The 12,555-nt window shown below is 66.9% G+C and carries 12 protein-coding genes; 6 read left to right on the forward strand and 6 right to left on the reverse strand.

Annotation, left to right across the window (positions count from 1 at the left end; all coding sequences use genetic code 11):
- Positions 1-79 precede the first annotated feature (79 nt).
- The 3 genes from N440_RS18350 (at position 80) to N440_RS18360 (ending at position 2,365) form a co-directional block, all read left to right on the forward strand.
- Positions 80-751 (forward strand): epoxyqueuosine reductase QueH, encoded by a 672-nt coding sequence (locus N440_RS18350; protein WP_008264648.1) that lies wholly within the window; start codon positions 80-82, stop codon positions 749-751.
- Positions 752-806: 55 nt separating this feature from the next.
- Positions 807-1,433, forward strand: coding sequence for a bifunctional nicotinamidase/pyrazinamidase (gene pncA / locus N440_RS18355; protein WP_133936115.1), 627 nt, complete (start codon positions 807-809; stop codon positions 1,431-1,433).
- Positions 1,434-1,651: 218 nt separating this feature from the next.
- Positions 1,652-2,365: an NYN domain-containing protein gene (locus N440_RS18360; protein ID WP_133936116.1), complete on the forward strand. Its 714-nt coding sequence runs from the start codon at positions 1,652-1,654 to the stop codon at positions 2,363-2,365.
- On the opposite strand, the gene purU is transcribed toward N440_RS18360, so the two are convergent.
- Positions 2,362-3,213, reverse strand: a complete 852-nt coding sequence (gene purU, locus N440_RS18365; RefSeq protein ID WP_133936117.1) for a formyltetrahydrofolate deformylase — start codon at positions 3,211-3,213, stop codon at positions 2,362-2,364. The genes N440_RS18360 and purU overlap by 4 nt on opposite strands.
- Positions 3,214-3,327: 114 nt before the next feature.
- Here purU and N440_RS18370 point away from each other — a divergent pair, with 114 nt between their 5' ends.
- Positions 3,328-4,239, forward strand: a complete 912-nt coding sequence (locus N440_RS18370; protein WP_133936118.1) for a LysR family transcriptional regulator — start codon at positions 3,328-3,330, stop codon at positions 4,237-4,239.
- Positions 4,240-4,242: 3 nt separating this feature from the next.
- Here N440_RS18370 and N440_RS18375 read toward each other — a convergent pair whose 3' ends face one another.
- The 3 genes from N440_RS18375 to N440_RS18385 form a co-directional block, all read right to left on the reverse strand.
- The gene (locus N440_RS18375; protein ID WP_133936119.1) at positions 4,243-5,343 is read right to left on the reverse strand and encodes an NADH:flavin oxidoreductase/NADH oxidase; all 1,101 of its coding nucleotides are present in this window, start codon (positions 5,341-5,343) and stop codon (positions 4,243-4,245) included.
- A gap of 118 nt (positions 5,344-5,461) precedes the next feature.
- Positions 5,462-6,268: an NAD-dependent protein deacetylase gene (locus tag N440_RS18380; protein WP_133936120.1), complete on the reverse strand. Its 807-nt coding sequence runs from the start codon at positions 6,266-6,268 to the stop codon at positions 5,462-5,464.
- 55 nt (positions 6,269-6,323) lie between these two features.
- A complete protein-coding gene (locus N440_RS18385; protein WP_004153688.1) occupies positions 6,324-6,725 on the reverse strand; it encodes an acyl-CoA thioesterase in 402 nt (133 codons plus the stop codon).
- 91 nt (positions 6,726-6,816) lie between these two features.
- Here N440_RS18385 and N440_RS18390 point away from each other — a divergent pair, with 91 nt between their 5' ends.
- Entirely contained in the window at positions 6,817-7,452 is a 636-nt protein-coding gene (locus N440_RS18390) for a LysE family translocator (RefSeq protein WP_053448509.1), read from the forward strand.
- Between the two features lie 160 nt (positions 7,453-7,612).
- On the opposite strand, the gene N440_RS18395 is transcribed toward N440_RS18390, so the two are convergent.
- Positions 7,613-8,632 carry a ribonucleotide-diphosphate reductase subunit beta gene (locus N440_RS18395; RefSeq protein ID WP_004153683.1) on the reverse strand — a complete coding sequence of 340 codons (1,020 nt, stop codon included), beginning with the start codon at positions 8,630-8,632 and terminating at the stop codon, positions 7,613-7,615.
- Positions 8,633-8,773: 141 nt separating this feature from the next.
- Positions 8,774-11,176, reverse strand: a complete 2,403-nt coding sequence (locus tag N440_RS18400; RefSeq protein WP_004153680.1) for a ribonucleoside-diphosphate reductase subunit alpha — start codon at positions 11,174-11,176, stop codon at positions 8,774-8,776.
- 529 nt (positions 11,177-11,705) lie between these two features.
- Between N440_RS18400 and N440_RS18405 the strand changes: the two genes are divergently transcribed.
- On the forward strand, positions 11,706-12,542 hold the full coding sequence (locus tag N440_RS18405; protein WP_133936121.1) for a DUF2884 family protein: 837 nt from the start codon (positions 11,706-11,708) through the stop codon (positions 12,540-12,542).
- Positions 12,543-12,555 lie beyond the last annotated feature (13 nt).

Here is a 12,555-nt window from a genome sequence, read left to right on the forward strand (position 1 = left end):
CGGTAGCTGCCCAGATCTGCTTCCCACGCGCTGATGCATGGGCCACCGCCGTTGCCGGCGGTCCATGCGGTACCTGACGATGACCGAGCTCCAACGCCCCACCCTGACCCTGCCGGCCGACGGCAAGCGGCTGCTGCTGCATTCCTGCTGCGCGCCCTGTTCCGGCGAAGTGATGGAGGCGATCACCGCCTCCGGGATCGACTACGCGATCTTCTTTTACAACCCCAACATCCATCCGGTGAAGGAATACGAGCTGCGCAAGCAGGAGAACATCCGCTTCGCCGAGCAGCACGACATCCCCTTCATCGACTGCGACTACGACACCGACAACTGGTTCAGCCGCGCGCGCGGCATGGAGAACGAGCCCGAGCGCGGCATCCGCTGCACGATGTGCTTCGACATGCGTTTCGAGCGCACCGCGCTGTACGCGCATGAACATGGCTACGACACCATCAGTTCGTCGCTGGGCATCTCGCGCTGGAAGAACATGGCGCAGATCAACGACTGCGGCATCCGCGCCGCCTCGCGCTATGAAGGCCTGCAGTACTGGGACTACAACTGGCGCAAGGGCGGCGGTGCCAGCCGCATGATCGAGATCAGCAAGCGCGAGCAGTTCTACCAGCAGGAATACTGCGGCTGCGTGTACTCGCTGCGCGATGCCAACCGCCACCGCCGCGAGAACGGCCGCGAGCGGATCAAGATCGGCCTGCTGTACTACGGGCAGGACGCTGAGACGCCGCAGGGCGATTGACGTGTGGGCATGGGGCGGCCACGCTGGTCGCCCCTTCCGTTGTGCCGGACCTGCCATGACCGCCCTGCCCGCCGATGTCGCCCTGCTGGTGATCGACCTGCAGCCGGACTTCATGCCCGGTGGCGCGCTGGCCTGCGCGCAGGGCGATGCGCTGGTGGCACCGATTGCCGCGCTGCTGGCGCAGCGCCACTACCGCACGGTGGTGGCCACCCAGGACTGGCACCCGGCCGACCACGCCTCGTTCGCCAGCCAGCACCCCGGCAAGCGCCCGTTCGAGACCATCCTGCTGCACGCGCAGCCGCAGACGCTGTGGCCGGACCACTGCGTGCAGGGCAGCGCCGGCGCCGCCCTGCACCCGGGCGTGGACTGGACGGTGGCCGATCTGGTCCTGCGCAAGGGCACCCGCCAACAGGTGGATTCGTACAGCGCCTTCCGCGAGAACCACGGCCCTGACGGCGAACGACCGCCAACCGGCCTGGCCGGCTGGCTGCACGAGCGCCGCATCCGCGAAGTACACGTGTGCGGCCTGGCCCGCGACTACTGCGTGCTGTGGAGCGCGCAGGATGCGGTTAAGTCCGGCTTCAAGGTGAAGTTCCTGTGGGACCTGACCCGGCCGGTGACCGAGGCCAACGATGCGATGGTGCGCGAGGCGCTGGGCAAGGCCGGGATCGCGGTCGCCTGACCGAAAACCGGCGGGCTGCCCAACGCTGCCCGCCGGTCGGTGGATGCTGCGTCGCTGAGCGTGGGACACCCATGCTGAAAATGTCGCCTCTGCCGCTTGCAGGCCCTTGCAGACGGCAACACAATGAGCCCATCCAGCCCTCCAAGTACGCCCCCCTACAGATCGCGGGACGGCCGAACCGAGGGCTTTTTACTGGGTGGAATCGAAAGGGCAAAGGCATGCCAACAGCGATCCTCATCGATGGCGGTTACTTCGTTAAGCGATTCCGCCGGATTGAACCTCACAACGCCAGCAACGCTGAACGTGCCGCAGAAGTAGCGCATCGATGGGCCCTCGCGCACCTGACCTCGTCGGGTTGTGAGCGACGGGATCTCTACCGGATCTTCTTCTACGACTGCCCGCCGCTGCGAAAGCGGATGCACAACCCGATCTCGGGTGCCTGCATCGACTATGCACGCTCACCCGAGGCACGCTTCAGAACCAGCCTGCACGAGGCCCTGAAGCAGAAACGAAAAGTGGCACTTCGCCTTGGTCATCTCGCGGACTCGAGTTCGTGGACAATCGATTCCCGAACGCTCGATGCACTTCTGAAAGGCAAGCGCGTGTTCTCCACGCTTCTGCCTGATGAGCTTCATCCAGAGGTCAGGCAGAAGGGCGTCGATATGCGCATCGGCCTGGATATCTCTTCACTTTCTCTCAAACGACAAGTCCGTCAGATCGTTCTGGTAGCCGGCGATGCCGACTTCATTCCCGCTGCCAAACTCGCTCGACGCGAAGGCGTTGACTTCATCCTGGATCCGATGTGGTCGCCGATCCCCCCGGGCCTCCTGGAGCATATCGACGGTGTCCGTTCCACCTGCCCCAGGCCTGCGAACAGGATCGGGGAAAAGACGGTGATCGGGCACGCGACGGTAGATGCAACCCGGTCCTAGCGGAACACCACCGTGCGATGCCCGTTGAGCAGGATGCGGTGCTCGACATGCCGGCGCACGGCACGCGCCAATACCAGCGATTCGGTATCACTGCCCAGCCGCACCAGCTCGCGCGGCGCCATGGCATGGTCCACGCGCGCGACGTCCTGTTCGATGATCGGGCCTTCGTCCAGATCCTCGGTGACGTAGTGCGCGGTGGCGCCGATGATCTTGACCCCACGCGCGTGCGCCTGGTGATACGGCTGCGCACCCTTGAAGCTGGGCAGGAAGCTGTGGTGGATGTTGATCGCGCGGCCAGCCAGGGCGCGGCACAGCGTGGGCGAGAGAATCTGCATGTAGCGCGCCAGTACCACCAGGTCGATGCGTTCGCGCTCGACCAGATCGATGATCTGCTGTTCCTGCACTGCACGCGTGTCCGCGTTCACCGGCAGATGGTGGAACGGCACTTCGTAGGACGCGGCAAGCGAAGCGAAGTCGGCATGGTTGGAGGCCACCGCCGCGATGTCGACCTTCAGCTGGCCGCTGTGGGCGCGGAACAGCAGGTCATTCAGGCAATGCCCCTGCTTGCTGACCAGCACCAGCAGGCGCGCGCGGCGACGGCCATCGTGCAGCTGCCAGTCCATGCCGTAGTCGGCGGCCAGCGCGGCCATCGCGGCATGCACGGTGTCCAGCGGCAGGCTGGCGTCGCGGTCGAAATGCACGCGCAGGAAGAAGCGGCCGCTTTCCTCATCGCCGAACTGCTGGGCGTCGAGGATGTTGCAGCCGTGGTCGAACAGCAGGCCGGACACGCGGTAGACGATGCCGGTACGGTCGGGGCAGGACAGGGTGAGGATGGAATCAGGGCGCATCGCCCGAGTGTAGGGCAGCGCCCGGCCGCGCGGATCGATGGTCACCGTTGCAACCGTACGGCTTGGTTCAGTCCCAAGCGATACTTGGGCTTCCGCATGGCAAGCTGGTCGGTCATGAACCTGTTGCAACTGATCCGCAGCTTCACCCGCACCGCAGAGACCGGCAGCATTGCCGCTGCGGCCCGCACGCTTGGCATCAGCGCCACCGCCGTCGGCCAGAACATCAACCGGCTGGAGGCGCACCTGGGCGTACGGCTGCTGAACCGAAGCACGCGCCAGCTGGCACTCAGCGAGGCCGGCGCGCTGTACCTGGCGCAGGTACGCCATATCGAAGCCGACCTGGCGCGTGCGCAGGCGATGGTCACTGCCGGTGACATCGAACCGGCTGGGCCGCTGCGCATCGCCAGCAGCAGCGCGTTCGGCCGCCACGTGCTTGCGCCGTTGCTGCCCTCGCTGCAGCAACGCTACCCGCAACTGCAGCTGGAGCTGCGCCTGAGCGATCGCGCCGTGCAGCATGGGCCGGAAGCGGTGGATGCCAGCATCCGCATCGGGGCGCAGCTGGAAGATGGCGTGGTCGCGCGGCAGCTGGCACGCATCCCGTTCGTGTTCTGCGCCGCGCCGGCCTACCTGAAGGCACACGGCACGCCGCAGCAACCCTCGGAGCTGGGCAGTCATCGCGGGCTGCTGCACCGCTTTCCCACCGACGGCCGCCCGCTGCGCTGGGGCCTGCTGCACGACGGCCAGCGCGTGGACGCGGCGCTGCCGCCAAGCATGGTCTGCGATGACATCGATGCGCTGGCCGAGCTGGCAGCCGCAGGCGCAGGCATCACCCGGCTGGCGGCGTTCGTGGCCGAGCCGTACCTGCGCGACGGCCGCCTGCAGGCGGTGTTCGGCGCCGACAGCGCGTGGCGGCCGGAACCGATGGAGGTCTATTTCTGCGTCAGCGACCGCCGCGACTTCACCGCCAAGATCCGCGCGCTGTTCGAGCACCTGCAGGCCGGCATGGCGCCGGCCTGGCGGGTGTGAGCCTCAGCGCGCCTTGAACACGCCGCGCGCATCACGCGGTTCGCAGCGCAGGTACTGCGGCGCCGGTTCCACGCTGTCGCGCAGCGCGGCGGCGGCATGCCACGGCCAACGCGGGTCGTAGAGGATGCCGCGCGCCAGTGCCACCGCGTCGGCGTGGCGATGGCGCAGGATCGACTCGGCCTGCTCGGGCTCGGTGATCATGCCCACCGCGATGACCGGCATGCGCACCTTGGCCTTGATTGCGGCTGCGAACGGCACCTGGTAACCCGGGCCGACGGTGATCTTCTGGCGTTCGTCGAGGCCGCCGCTGGAGACGTGCAGGAAGTTGCAGCCACGCGCGTCCAGCACCTGCGCCAGCGCCTCGCTCTGCATCAGGTCCCAGCCGCCGTCGACCCAGTCGCTGGCGGAAATGCGCACGCCCACGGCGACCTTGTCCGATACCGCCGCACGCACCGCGTCGAATACTTCCACCAGCAGGCGCAGGCGGTTCGGCAGCGAGCCGCCGTAGCCATCGGTGCGGCGGTTGCTCAGCGGCGACAGGAACTGGTGCAGCAGGTAGCCGTGTGCGGCGTGCAGTTCGATCAGCTCGAAACCGAGACGCTCGGCGCGCACCGCGCTGGCAGCAAAGGCGGCGATGACCTCGGCGATGCCGGCCTCATCCAGTTCCTGCGGCGCCGGATCGGCGGCATGGAACGGCAGCGGCGACGGCGCCACCGTGGCCCAGCCACGCGCATCGTCGGCCGGCAGCTGGCCACCACCATCCCACGGACGGTTCACCGAGGCCTTGCGGCCGGCATGACCGAGCTGGATGCCCAGCGGCATCGGCGACCAGCGGCGGACGCTGGTCAGCACCTGCGCCAGCGCCGCCTCGGTGCCGTCATCCCACAGGCCCAGGTCGGCCCAGCTGATGCGCCCGCGCGGCTCGACCGCGGTGGCTTCCAGGATCAACAGTCCGGCGCCGGACTGCGCCAGGTTGCCCAAGTGCATGGCGTGCCAGTCGCTGGCGCGGCCATCTTCGGCGGAGTACTGGCACATCGGCGCGATCACGATGCGGTTGGACAGGGTCAGGGGGCCGAACGAGATCGGCGAAAACAGCTGGGTCACGGGGTGCGGGGGGACAGGCGGATGGGGGGGACGTATTGCACCGCCGCACGGCCTGCGAATCAACCGTCTGGATGGATCGCTGTTTCGCGGTGGGCGCGCAGCCGAGCGTGTGCTCGGCTCAGGGTGACGCCCACGCGGCCAGCGCCTCGGCGCAATCGCGCTCGTCCTTGAACTGCAGCAGGTCGTCGGCGCGGGTGCGGCCACGATTCAGCGCCGCCACTGGCAACCCCGCCCTGGCCGCAGCCTGCACGAAGCGGAAGCCGGAATAGACCATCAGCGACGAGCCGACCACCAGCACCGCATCGGCCTGCTGCAGGTGCTCGTGCACGGCGGCCACGCGCTCGCGCGGCACGTTTTCGCCGAAGAACACCACGTCCGGCTTCAGCAGGCCGCCGCAGTACGGGCAGTCCGGCACCACGAAGTCCGAGAAATCCGTTTCCAGATCGGCGTCGCCATCGGGCGCGATGCCGGCCTCGAGTGCATCCCAGCCGGGGTTGGCCTCGCGCAGGCGCTGCTGGAACTCCCCGCGCCCGCTGCGGCGCTCGCAGCCCATGCAGCGCACCAGATCCAGCCGGCCGTGCAGGTCGATCACATTCTGGCTGCCGGCGCGCTGGTGCAGGCCATCCACGTTCTGGGTCAGCAGCACCTGCAGCTTGCCACGGCTTTCCAGCGCGGCCAGTGCCTGGTGGGTGCCGTTGGGCCGTGCCAGGCCGAAGCGCGGCCAGCCCAGCAGGCTGCGTGCCCAGTAGCGCTGGCGGGTGGCCGCCTCGCCCATGAAGGCCTGGTAGGTCACCGGCGGCGTGCGCTTCCACTGGCCGTCGCTATCGCGGTAATCGGGAATGCCCGAGGCGGTGCTGCAACCGGCGCCGGTCAGCACGAACAGGCGCTGGGCGCGGTCGATGAAGTCGGTCAGCGGCGGGGTCATGGCTGCCAGATGGGGGCGCACCCGCGCCCCCGCAAGCGCCGGTTCAGCCGGCGGGTCAGGCTGCCGGCAGCGGCGGCACCGCGATCGGGTGGCCTTCCTCGTCCAGCGCGATCATCACGAAGTGGCCGCGCGTGCACAGCTTGCGCTCGCCGCTGTGCAGGTCTTCGGCCACCAGTTCGACCTCGACCTTCATCGAGCTGCGGCCGACTTCGACGATGCGTCCGATGGTCTCCACCATCTGGCCGATGCGGATCGGCAGCTTGAAGTCGACCTGGTCGCTGCGCGCGGTCACCACGGTGCGGCGCGAGTAGCGGGCGGCGGCGAGGAAGGCGGCCTTGTCCATCCACGCCAGCGCCTGGCCACCGAACAGGGTGCCCAGATGGTTGGTGTGGTTGGGGAAGACGATTTCGGCCATGCGCACTTCGGTGGGCGGCACGGTCTCGGGGATCGGGGTCATGGGGGGTGCTTCGCTGTGGGGTGCCGCGATTTTAAGCCAGGCCCCGTGCAGGCGGCGCTACACTGCGCCACGCCCCCTGCCAGGACCGCCCATGCCCGCGACCTCCGATCTGCTGGCCTTCGCCCTCATCTCGCTGGGCATGGTGCTCACGCCCGGGCCGAACATGATCTACCTGGTCTCGCGCTCGATCTGCCAGGGTCGCCGCGCCGGCCTGATCTCGCTGGGCGGGGTGGCGCTGGGCTTCGTGTTCTACATGCTGTGCGCGGCGCTGGGCATCACCGCCCTGCTGATGACCGTGCCGCTGGCCTATGACGCGCTGCGCATTGGTGGCGCGCTGTACCTGCTGTACCTGGCCTGGCAGGCGCTCAAGCCCGGCGGCCGCTCGCCGTTCGCGGTGCGCGACCTGCCGCCGGACGGCCCACGCAGGCTGTTCGCGATGGGCTTTCTGACCAACCTGCTGAACCCGAAGATCGCGGTGATGTACCTGTCCCTGCTGCCGCAGTTCCTGCACCCGGAAGGCCACGGCAGCGTGCTGGTGCAGTCGCTGGTGCTGGGCTTCACCCAGATCGCGGTGAGCGTCAGCGTCAACGCGGTGATTGCGGTGATGGCCGGCAGCATCGCCGGCTTCCTGGCCGCGCGCCCGACCTGGCAGGCGGTGCAGCGCTGGCTGATGGGCACGGTGCTGGCCGGGCTGGCGGTGCGGATGGCGGTGGAAGGGCGGCGCTGATTGCAGGGTCGAGCGCGGTGCTCCACTGATCTTCGCGAACAGCAGTCGAGCATGGCTCGACTCTACAAGAGCACGGCAGTCGAGCAAGCTCGACGCTACAGAAACAAAAAACCCCGGCATTGGCCGGGGTTTTTGGTTGCGACAGGCCTAACCGGTTCGATCAGAAGTTCATGTCGAAGGCGACTTCGCCCTGCACGCCGACCTGGTAGGCCGAGACGCGGCGTTCGAAGAAGTTGGTCAGTTCCTGCACGTCCTGCAGTTCCATGAACGGCAGCGGGTTGCGCACGTTGTACTTCTTTTCCATGCCCAGCTTGGCGAAGTGCTGGTCGGCGCAGTGCTGCAGGTACTGGCGCATGTCGCGGGTCGAAATGCCGGCCACGCCGCCGGACAGCACGTCCTCAGCGAACTGCACTTCGCACTCGATGGCTTCGGCCAGCATGTCATAGACCTGCTGCTTCATTTCCTCGTCGAACAGGTCCGGCTCTTCCTCGCGCACCACGCGCACCGACTCGAACGCGAATTCCATGTGCGCGCTCTCGTCGCGGAACACCCAGTTGGTACCCGAGGCCAGGCCCGGCAGCAGGCCGCGCGAACGGAAGTAGTACACGTAGGCGAACGCGGCAAAGAAGAACAGGCCTTCGATGCACGCAGCGAAGCAGATCTGGTTGAGCAGGAACTGGCGACGCTCGGCACGGGTCTCGATGCGCTTCAGGTCCTGGATCGAGTCGATCCACTTGAAGCAGAAATCGGCCTTCTTCTTGATCGAGTCGATGTTCTCCACCGCGGCGAAGGCTTTGACGCGCTCCTCCGGATCCGGCAGGTAGTTGTCGAGCAGGGTCAGGTAGAACTGCACGTGCAGCGCTTCTTCATACAGCTGGCGCGACAGGTACATGCGCGCTTCCGGCGCATTGAGGTGCTGGTACAGGTTCAGCACCAGGTTGTTGGACACGATCGAATCGCCGGTGGCGAAGAACGCGACCAGGCGGTGGATCAGGTGACGCTCACCCGGCGACATCTTGCTGTGCAGGTCGGTGATGTCGATCTGGAAGTTGATCTCTTCCACCGTCCAGGTGTTCTTGATCGCGTTCCGGTACATGTCATAGAACTGCGGGTAGCGCATCGGGCGCAGGGTCAGTTCAAAACCGGGATCGAGCAGCATCTGCTTGGGCTTGTCGGCCATGGGTGTTTCCTTGAATTCCTGGGTGAGACGCCGGGCATGGCCCGGCGCTACCGTGGGTGTTTTTCCGCAGCCGAGCATGGCTCGGCTCTACAGGGGCGAGGTGTCGAGTGCCGACCAACGGTCGGCACCCACCGCGCGGTCTTACTGGCAGGCTTCGCAGGCTTCCGGGTTTTCCAGCGAGCAGGCGATGGCTTCGTCCGGGCTGAACACCTTGGCCGGGGCCGCGCTGCTCACCGTGGTCTTGGCGATCTTGGTGGCCGGGCGCGAACGCAGGTAGTAGGTGGTCTTGATGCCCTGCTTCCAGGCGTACATGTACATGGAGGACATCGCGCCGATGTTCGGGCTTTCCATGAACAGGTTGAGCGAGGCCGACTGGTCGATGAAGGCGCCACGCTCGGCGGCCATGTCGATCAGCGAACGCATCGGCAGTTCCCACGCGGTGCGGTAGACCTCGCGCAGCGTTTCCGGAATCTGTGCCACGCCGGCGATGGAGCCTTCGGCCAGCTTGATCGCATCGCGCATGTCCGCGGTCCACAGGCCCAGCTTCTTCAGCTCGTTCACCAGGTAGCGGTTGACCTGCAGGAAGTCACCGGACAGGGTCTCGCGCTTGAACAGGTTGGACACCTGCGGCTCGACGCACTCGTAGCAGCCGGCGATCGAGGCGATGGTCGCGGTCGGGGCAATCGCGATCATCAGCGAGTTGCGCAGGCCGTGTTCCTTGATGCGCTCACGCAGGGCATCCCAGCGTGCGGTGTCTTCCGGCACCACGTTCCAGGCGTCGAACTGCAGTTCGCCGCTGGCGGCACGGGTGTCGTTGAACGACGGGTGCTTGCCGCGTTCCTGGGCCAGCTCGCAGGACGTTTCCAGCGCGTGGAAGTAGATCGCTTCGGCGATCTTCTTCGACAGGGCGCGGGCTTCGGCGCTGTCGAACGGCAGGCGCTTGCGGAAGAACACGTCCTGCAGGCCCATGCAGCCCAGGCCGACCGGACGCCAGCGCAGGTTGGCGCGGCGGGCGGTTTCGATCGGGTAGAAGTTCAGGTCGATGACGCGGTCGAGCTGGCGCACGGCCAGGCGCACGGTCTCGGCCAGCTTCTCGAAGTCGAACTCGTTGTGCTCGTCGAAGTGGTTGCCCAGGTTGATCGAACCCAGGTTGCACACGGCGGTCTCATCGTTGGAAGTGACTTCCAGGATTTCGGTGCACAGGTTGGACAGGTGGATCACGTTGCCCGGACGCAGGGTCTGGTTGCTGGCGCGGTTGCACTTGTCCTTGAAGGTCATCCAGCCGTTGCCGGTCTCGGCCAGCGTACGCATCATGCGGGCGTACAGCTTGCGCGCGGAGATGGTGCGGTTGGCCTTGCCCTGGGCTTCGGCCTGCAGGTAGGCCGCTTCGAAGGCTTCGCCGAACAGGTCGGTGAACTCCGGCACCACGCGCGGATCGAACAGCGACCATTCCTGGTCGGCCTCGACGCGCTTCATGAACAGGTCCGGCACCCAGTTGGCCAGGTTCAGGTTGTGCGCACGGCGGGCTTCGTCACCGGTGTTGTCACGCAGCTCGAGGAAGTCCTCGACGTCGGCGTGCCAGGTTTCCAGGTACACGCAGGCCGCGCCCTTGCGCTTGCCGCCCTGGTTCACCGCGGCCACCGACGAATCCATGGTCTTCAGCCACGGCACGATGCCGTTGGAGTGGCCGTTGGTCGACTTGATCAGCGAACCACGCGAACGCACGCGGGTGTAGCTGACGCCGATGCCGCCGGAGAACTTCGACAGCTGGGCGATGTCGCCGTACTTGGAATAGATCGACTCCAGCGAGTCCTGCGGCGAGTCCAGCAGGAAGCACGAGGACAGCTGCTCGTGGGTGGTGCCGGAGTTGAACAGGGTCGGGCTGGACGGCAGGTAGTCCAGGTTGCCCATGCGCTTGTACAGCGCCAGGGTCTCGGACACGTCCTCGCTCAGCGCGCTGGCGATGCGCAGGAAGAACTGCTGCGGGGTCTCGATCACCTTGCGGGTGTGCGGGTGGCGCAGCAGGTAGCGGTCGTACAGGGTACGCAGGCCGAAGTAATCGAAGTTCAGGTCCAGCGCGCCGTCGATGGCGTCGTTGAGCTTGCGTGCATTGGTCTGCACGAAGTTCAGCAGGCGGTCGTTGATCAGGCCGACTTCATGGCCACGGCTGACCGACTGCGAGAAGGCGTAGATTTCCTGGCCCGAGACTTCCTTGGCGATGTAGTTGGCCAGCAGGCGCGCGGCCAGGCGGCCGTACTCGGGCTCTTCACCGATCAGCAGGGCGGCGGTGCGGATGGACAGTTCGTCCAGCTCGCGGGTGGTGGCGCCGTTGTACAGGCCGGAAATGGTGCGGGTGGCCACGCGCATCGGATCGACGGCGTGCAGCCCTTCGGAGGAACGCTGCACCGCGCGCACGATCTTGTTCAGATCCACCAGTTCGGTGGTCCCATTGCGCTTGGTCACACTCATCGCGTTGGCCGTCGGCGGCGACGTCAACAGGAATTCGCTTTCCTTCTCGATGGTGGCGCTGGATTCGGTGCTCACGGCGTGTGTCCTCTTGGCGTGATTGGGGGTGCTCGATGCATCGGGTGACGCAGCCCGGGACATGACAGCCCAGGATGGCAGGACGGCGTCGCAGGGGATGAGACCCTGCGCCTGCCACTGCCGTTGACGATCGCGGATGGGTGCTGCTGCCACCCCCTGGAATTGGGGTTGCTGCGACCGACGGCCACAAGATAGTGGGGGTAGTGGGGGCCGTCAACGCCAAATGTAGTGAAATTCGGCAATCCCTTGCGCCGCAAGGATCGTGCCATCAGCGCCTCATCGGGACGCTTCAGACCTGCCGGATCGGGCTGCGCAGTCAAGCCCGAAACGCGTCATCGCGGTGGTACAACGCCGCGCGGAAACGGAACAATGACAGCTTCACATGACAGTGATGAAGCTGGCTAGGGACAACCCTGTGGATAGGTGGTGGGCAGCCGGTGGGAATGCGGTGGACGGGTGACTTCCGGCCGGTGACGCCCGCGCGCTGGCAGCGGATGCTGGCCGCTCGCTTCCGGAAAAGGACGGTCCGATGCACCTGCGCCTGAACGCCCTGGCCCTGCTGGCCGCGCTGTTCACCCCCCCGGCACTGGCCACCGAAGGGCCGGACCTGCGTTCGGACCAGTGCGGCATCCATACCGACTACGACGTGCTGGTGGACAGCGGCGGCATCTGGCTGCGGCATGGCCCGCAGGCCCCGCATGAGGTGGTGTTCCACGACGGCGAACTGAGCCTGGACGGCACGATGGTGACGGTCAGCGCCGCCGACGCGGCCCGGCTGCGGCAGATGGAGGCTGGCGCCCGCCAGCTGATGCCGGCGGCCACCGCACTGGCCCATGAGGTCTCCGGGGTCACCTTCGATGCGCTGGACGCCGCCTTCGAGGCCATCACCGGCAAGTCCCGCAATCGCCAGATGCGCGGCATGCGCGACGAGACGCAGCGCTGGATCGACGCCAGCCTGGGCCGTGGCTACTGGGAACAGGAAACCTTCGGCGACGGCTTCGACGCACACATCGACCAGATGGCCGAAACCATGGCCGCGTCGATGACCCGCAGCGTGCTGTGGCAGGTGTTCACCGGCCGCGCCGGCGCCATGGAGCGCCGTGCCGACCGCCTGGATGCCGAAGTCGACCGCCGCATGGAAGCGCGCAGCCAGCAGCTGGAGGCCAAGGCGATGGCGCTGTGCCCGCTGGTGCAGTCGCTGGCAGCGGCCCACGACGCACTGGAGGTGCGCTTCCAGGGGCAGCCACTGCGGCTGCTGGAGCGTGGCGAAAGCCTACGGGTGGAACACGGCAACGGCTCTGGCCTGCATGTATCGGCCGGGCCGGATGAGCGGCCGCGTGACAACGCCGTGGCGCCGACCCGATAGACCCCTGGCGTGG

The sequence above is a fragment of the Stenotrophomonas sp. CC22-02 genome (assembly GCF_004365115.1).
Taxonomy (GTDB): Bacteria; Pseudomonadota; Gammaproteobacteria; order Xanthomonadales; family Xanthomonadaceae; genus Stenotrophomonas; species Stenotrophomonas forensis.

Coding starts and splice junctions, on each gene's coding strand:
- N440_RS18380 (WP_133936120.1), bottom strand. CDS start 6,268: ATGACCCCGCCGCTGACCGACTTCATCGACCGCGCCCAGCGCCTGTTC.
- N440_RS18405 (WP_133936121.1), top strand. CDS start 11,706: ATGCACCTGCGCCTGAACGCCCTGGCCCTGCTGGCCGCGCTGTTCACC.
- N440_RS18390 (WP_053448509.1), top strand. CDS start 6,817: ATGCCCGCGACCTCCGATCTGCTGGCCTTCGCCCTCATCTCGCTGGGC.
- N440_RS18350 (WP_008264648.1), top strand. CDS start 80: ATGACCGAGCTCCAACGCCCCACCCTGACCCTGCCGGCCGACGGCAAG.
- N440_RS18385 (WP_004153688.1), bottom strand. CDS start 6,725: ATGACCCCGATCCCCGAGACCGTGCCGCCCACCGAAGTGCGCATGGCC.
- N440_RS18370 (WP_133936118.1), top strand. CDS start 3,328: ATGAACCTGTTGCAACTGATCCGCAGCTTCACCCGCACCGCAGAGACC.
- N440_RS18395 (WP_004153683.1), bottom strand. CDS start 8,632: ATGGCCGACAAGCCCAAGCAGATGCTGCTCGATCCCGGTTTTGAACTG.
- purU (WP_133936117.1), bottom strand. CDS start 3,213: ATGCGCCCTGATTCCATCCTCACCCTGTCCTGCCCCGACCGTACCGGC.
- N440_RS18360 (WP_133936116.1), top strand. CDS start 1,652: ATGCCAACAGCGATCCTCATCGATGGCGGTTACTTCGTTAAGCGATTC.
- pncA (WP_133936115.1), top strand. CDS start 807: ATGACCGCCCTGCCCGCCGATGTCGCCCTGCTGGTGATCGACCTGCAG.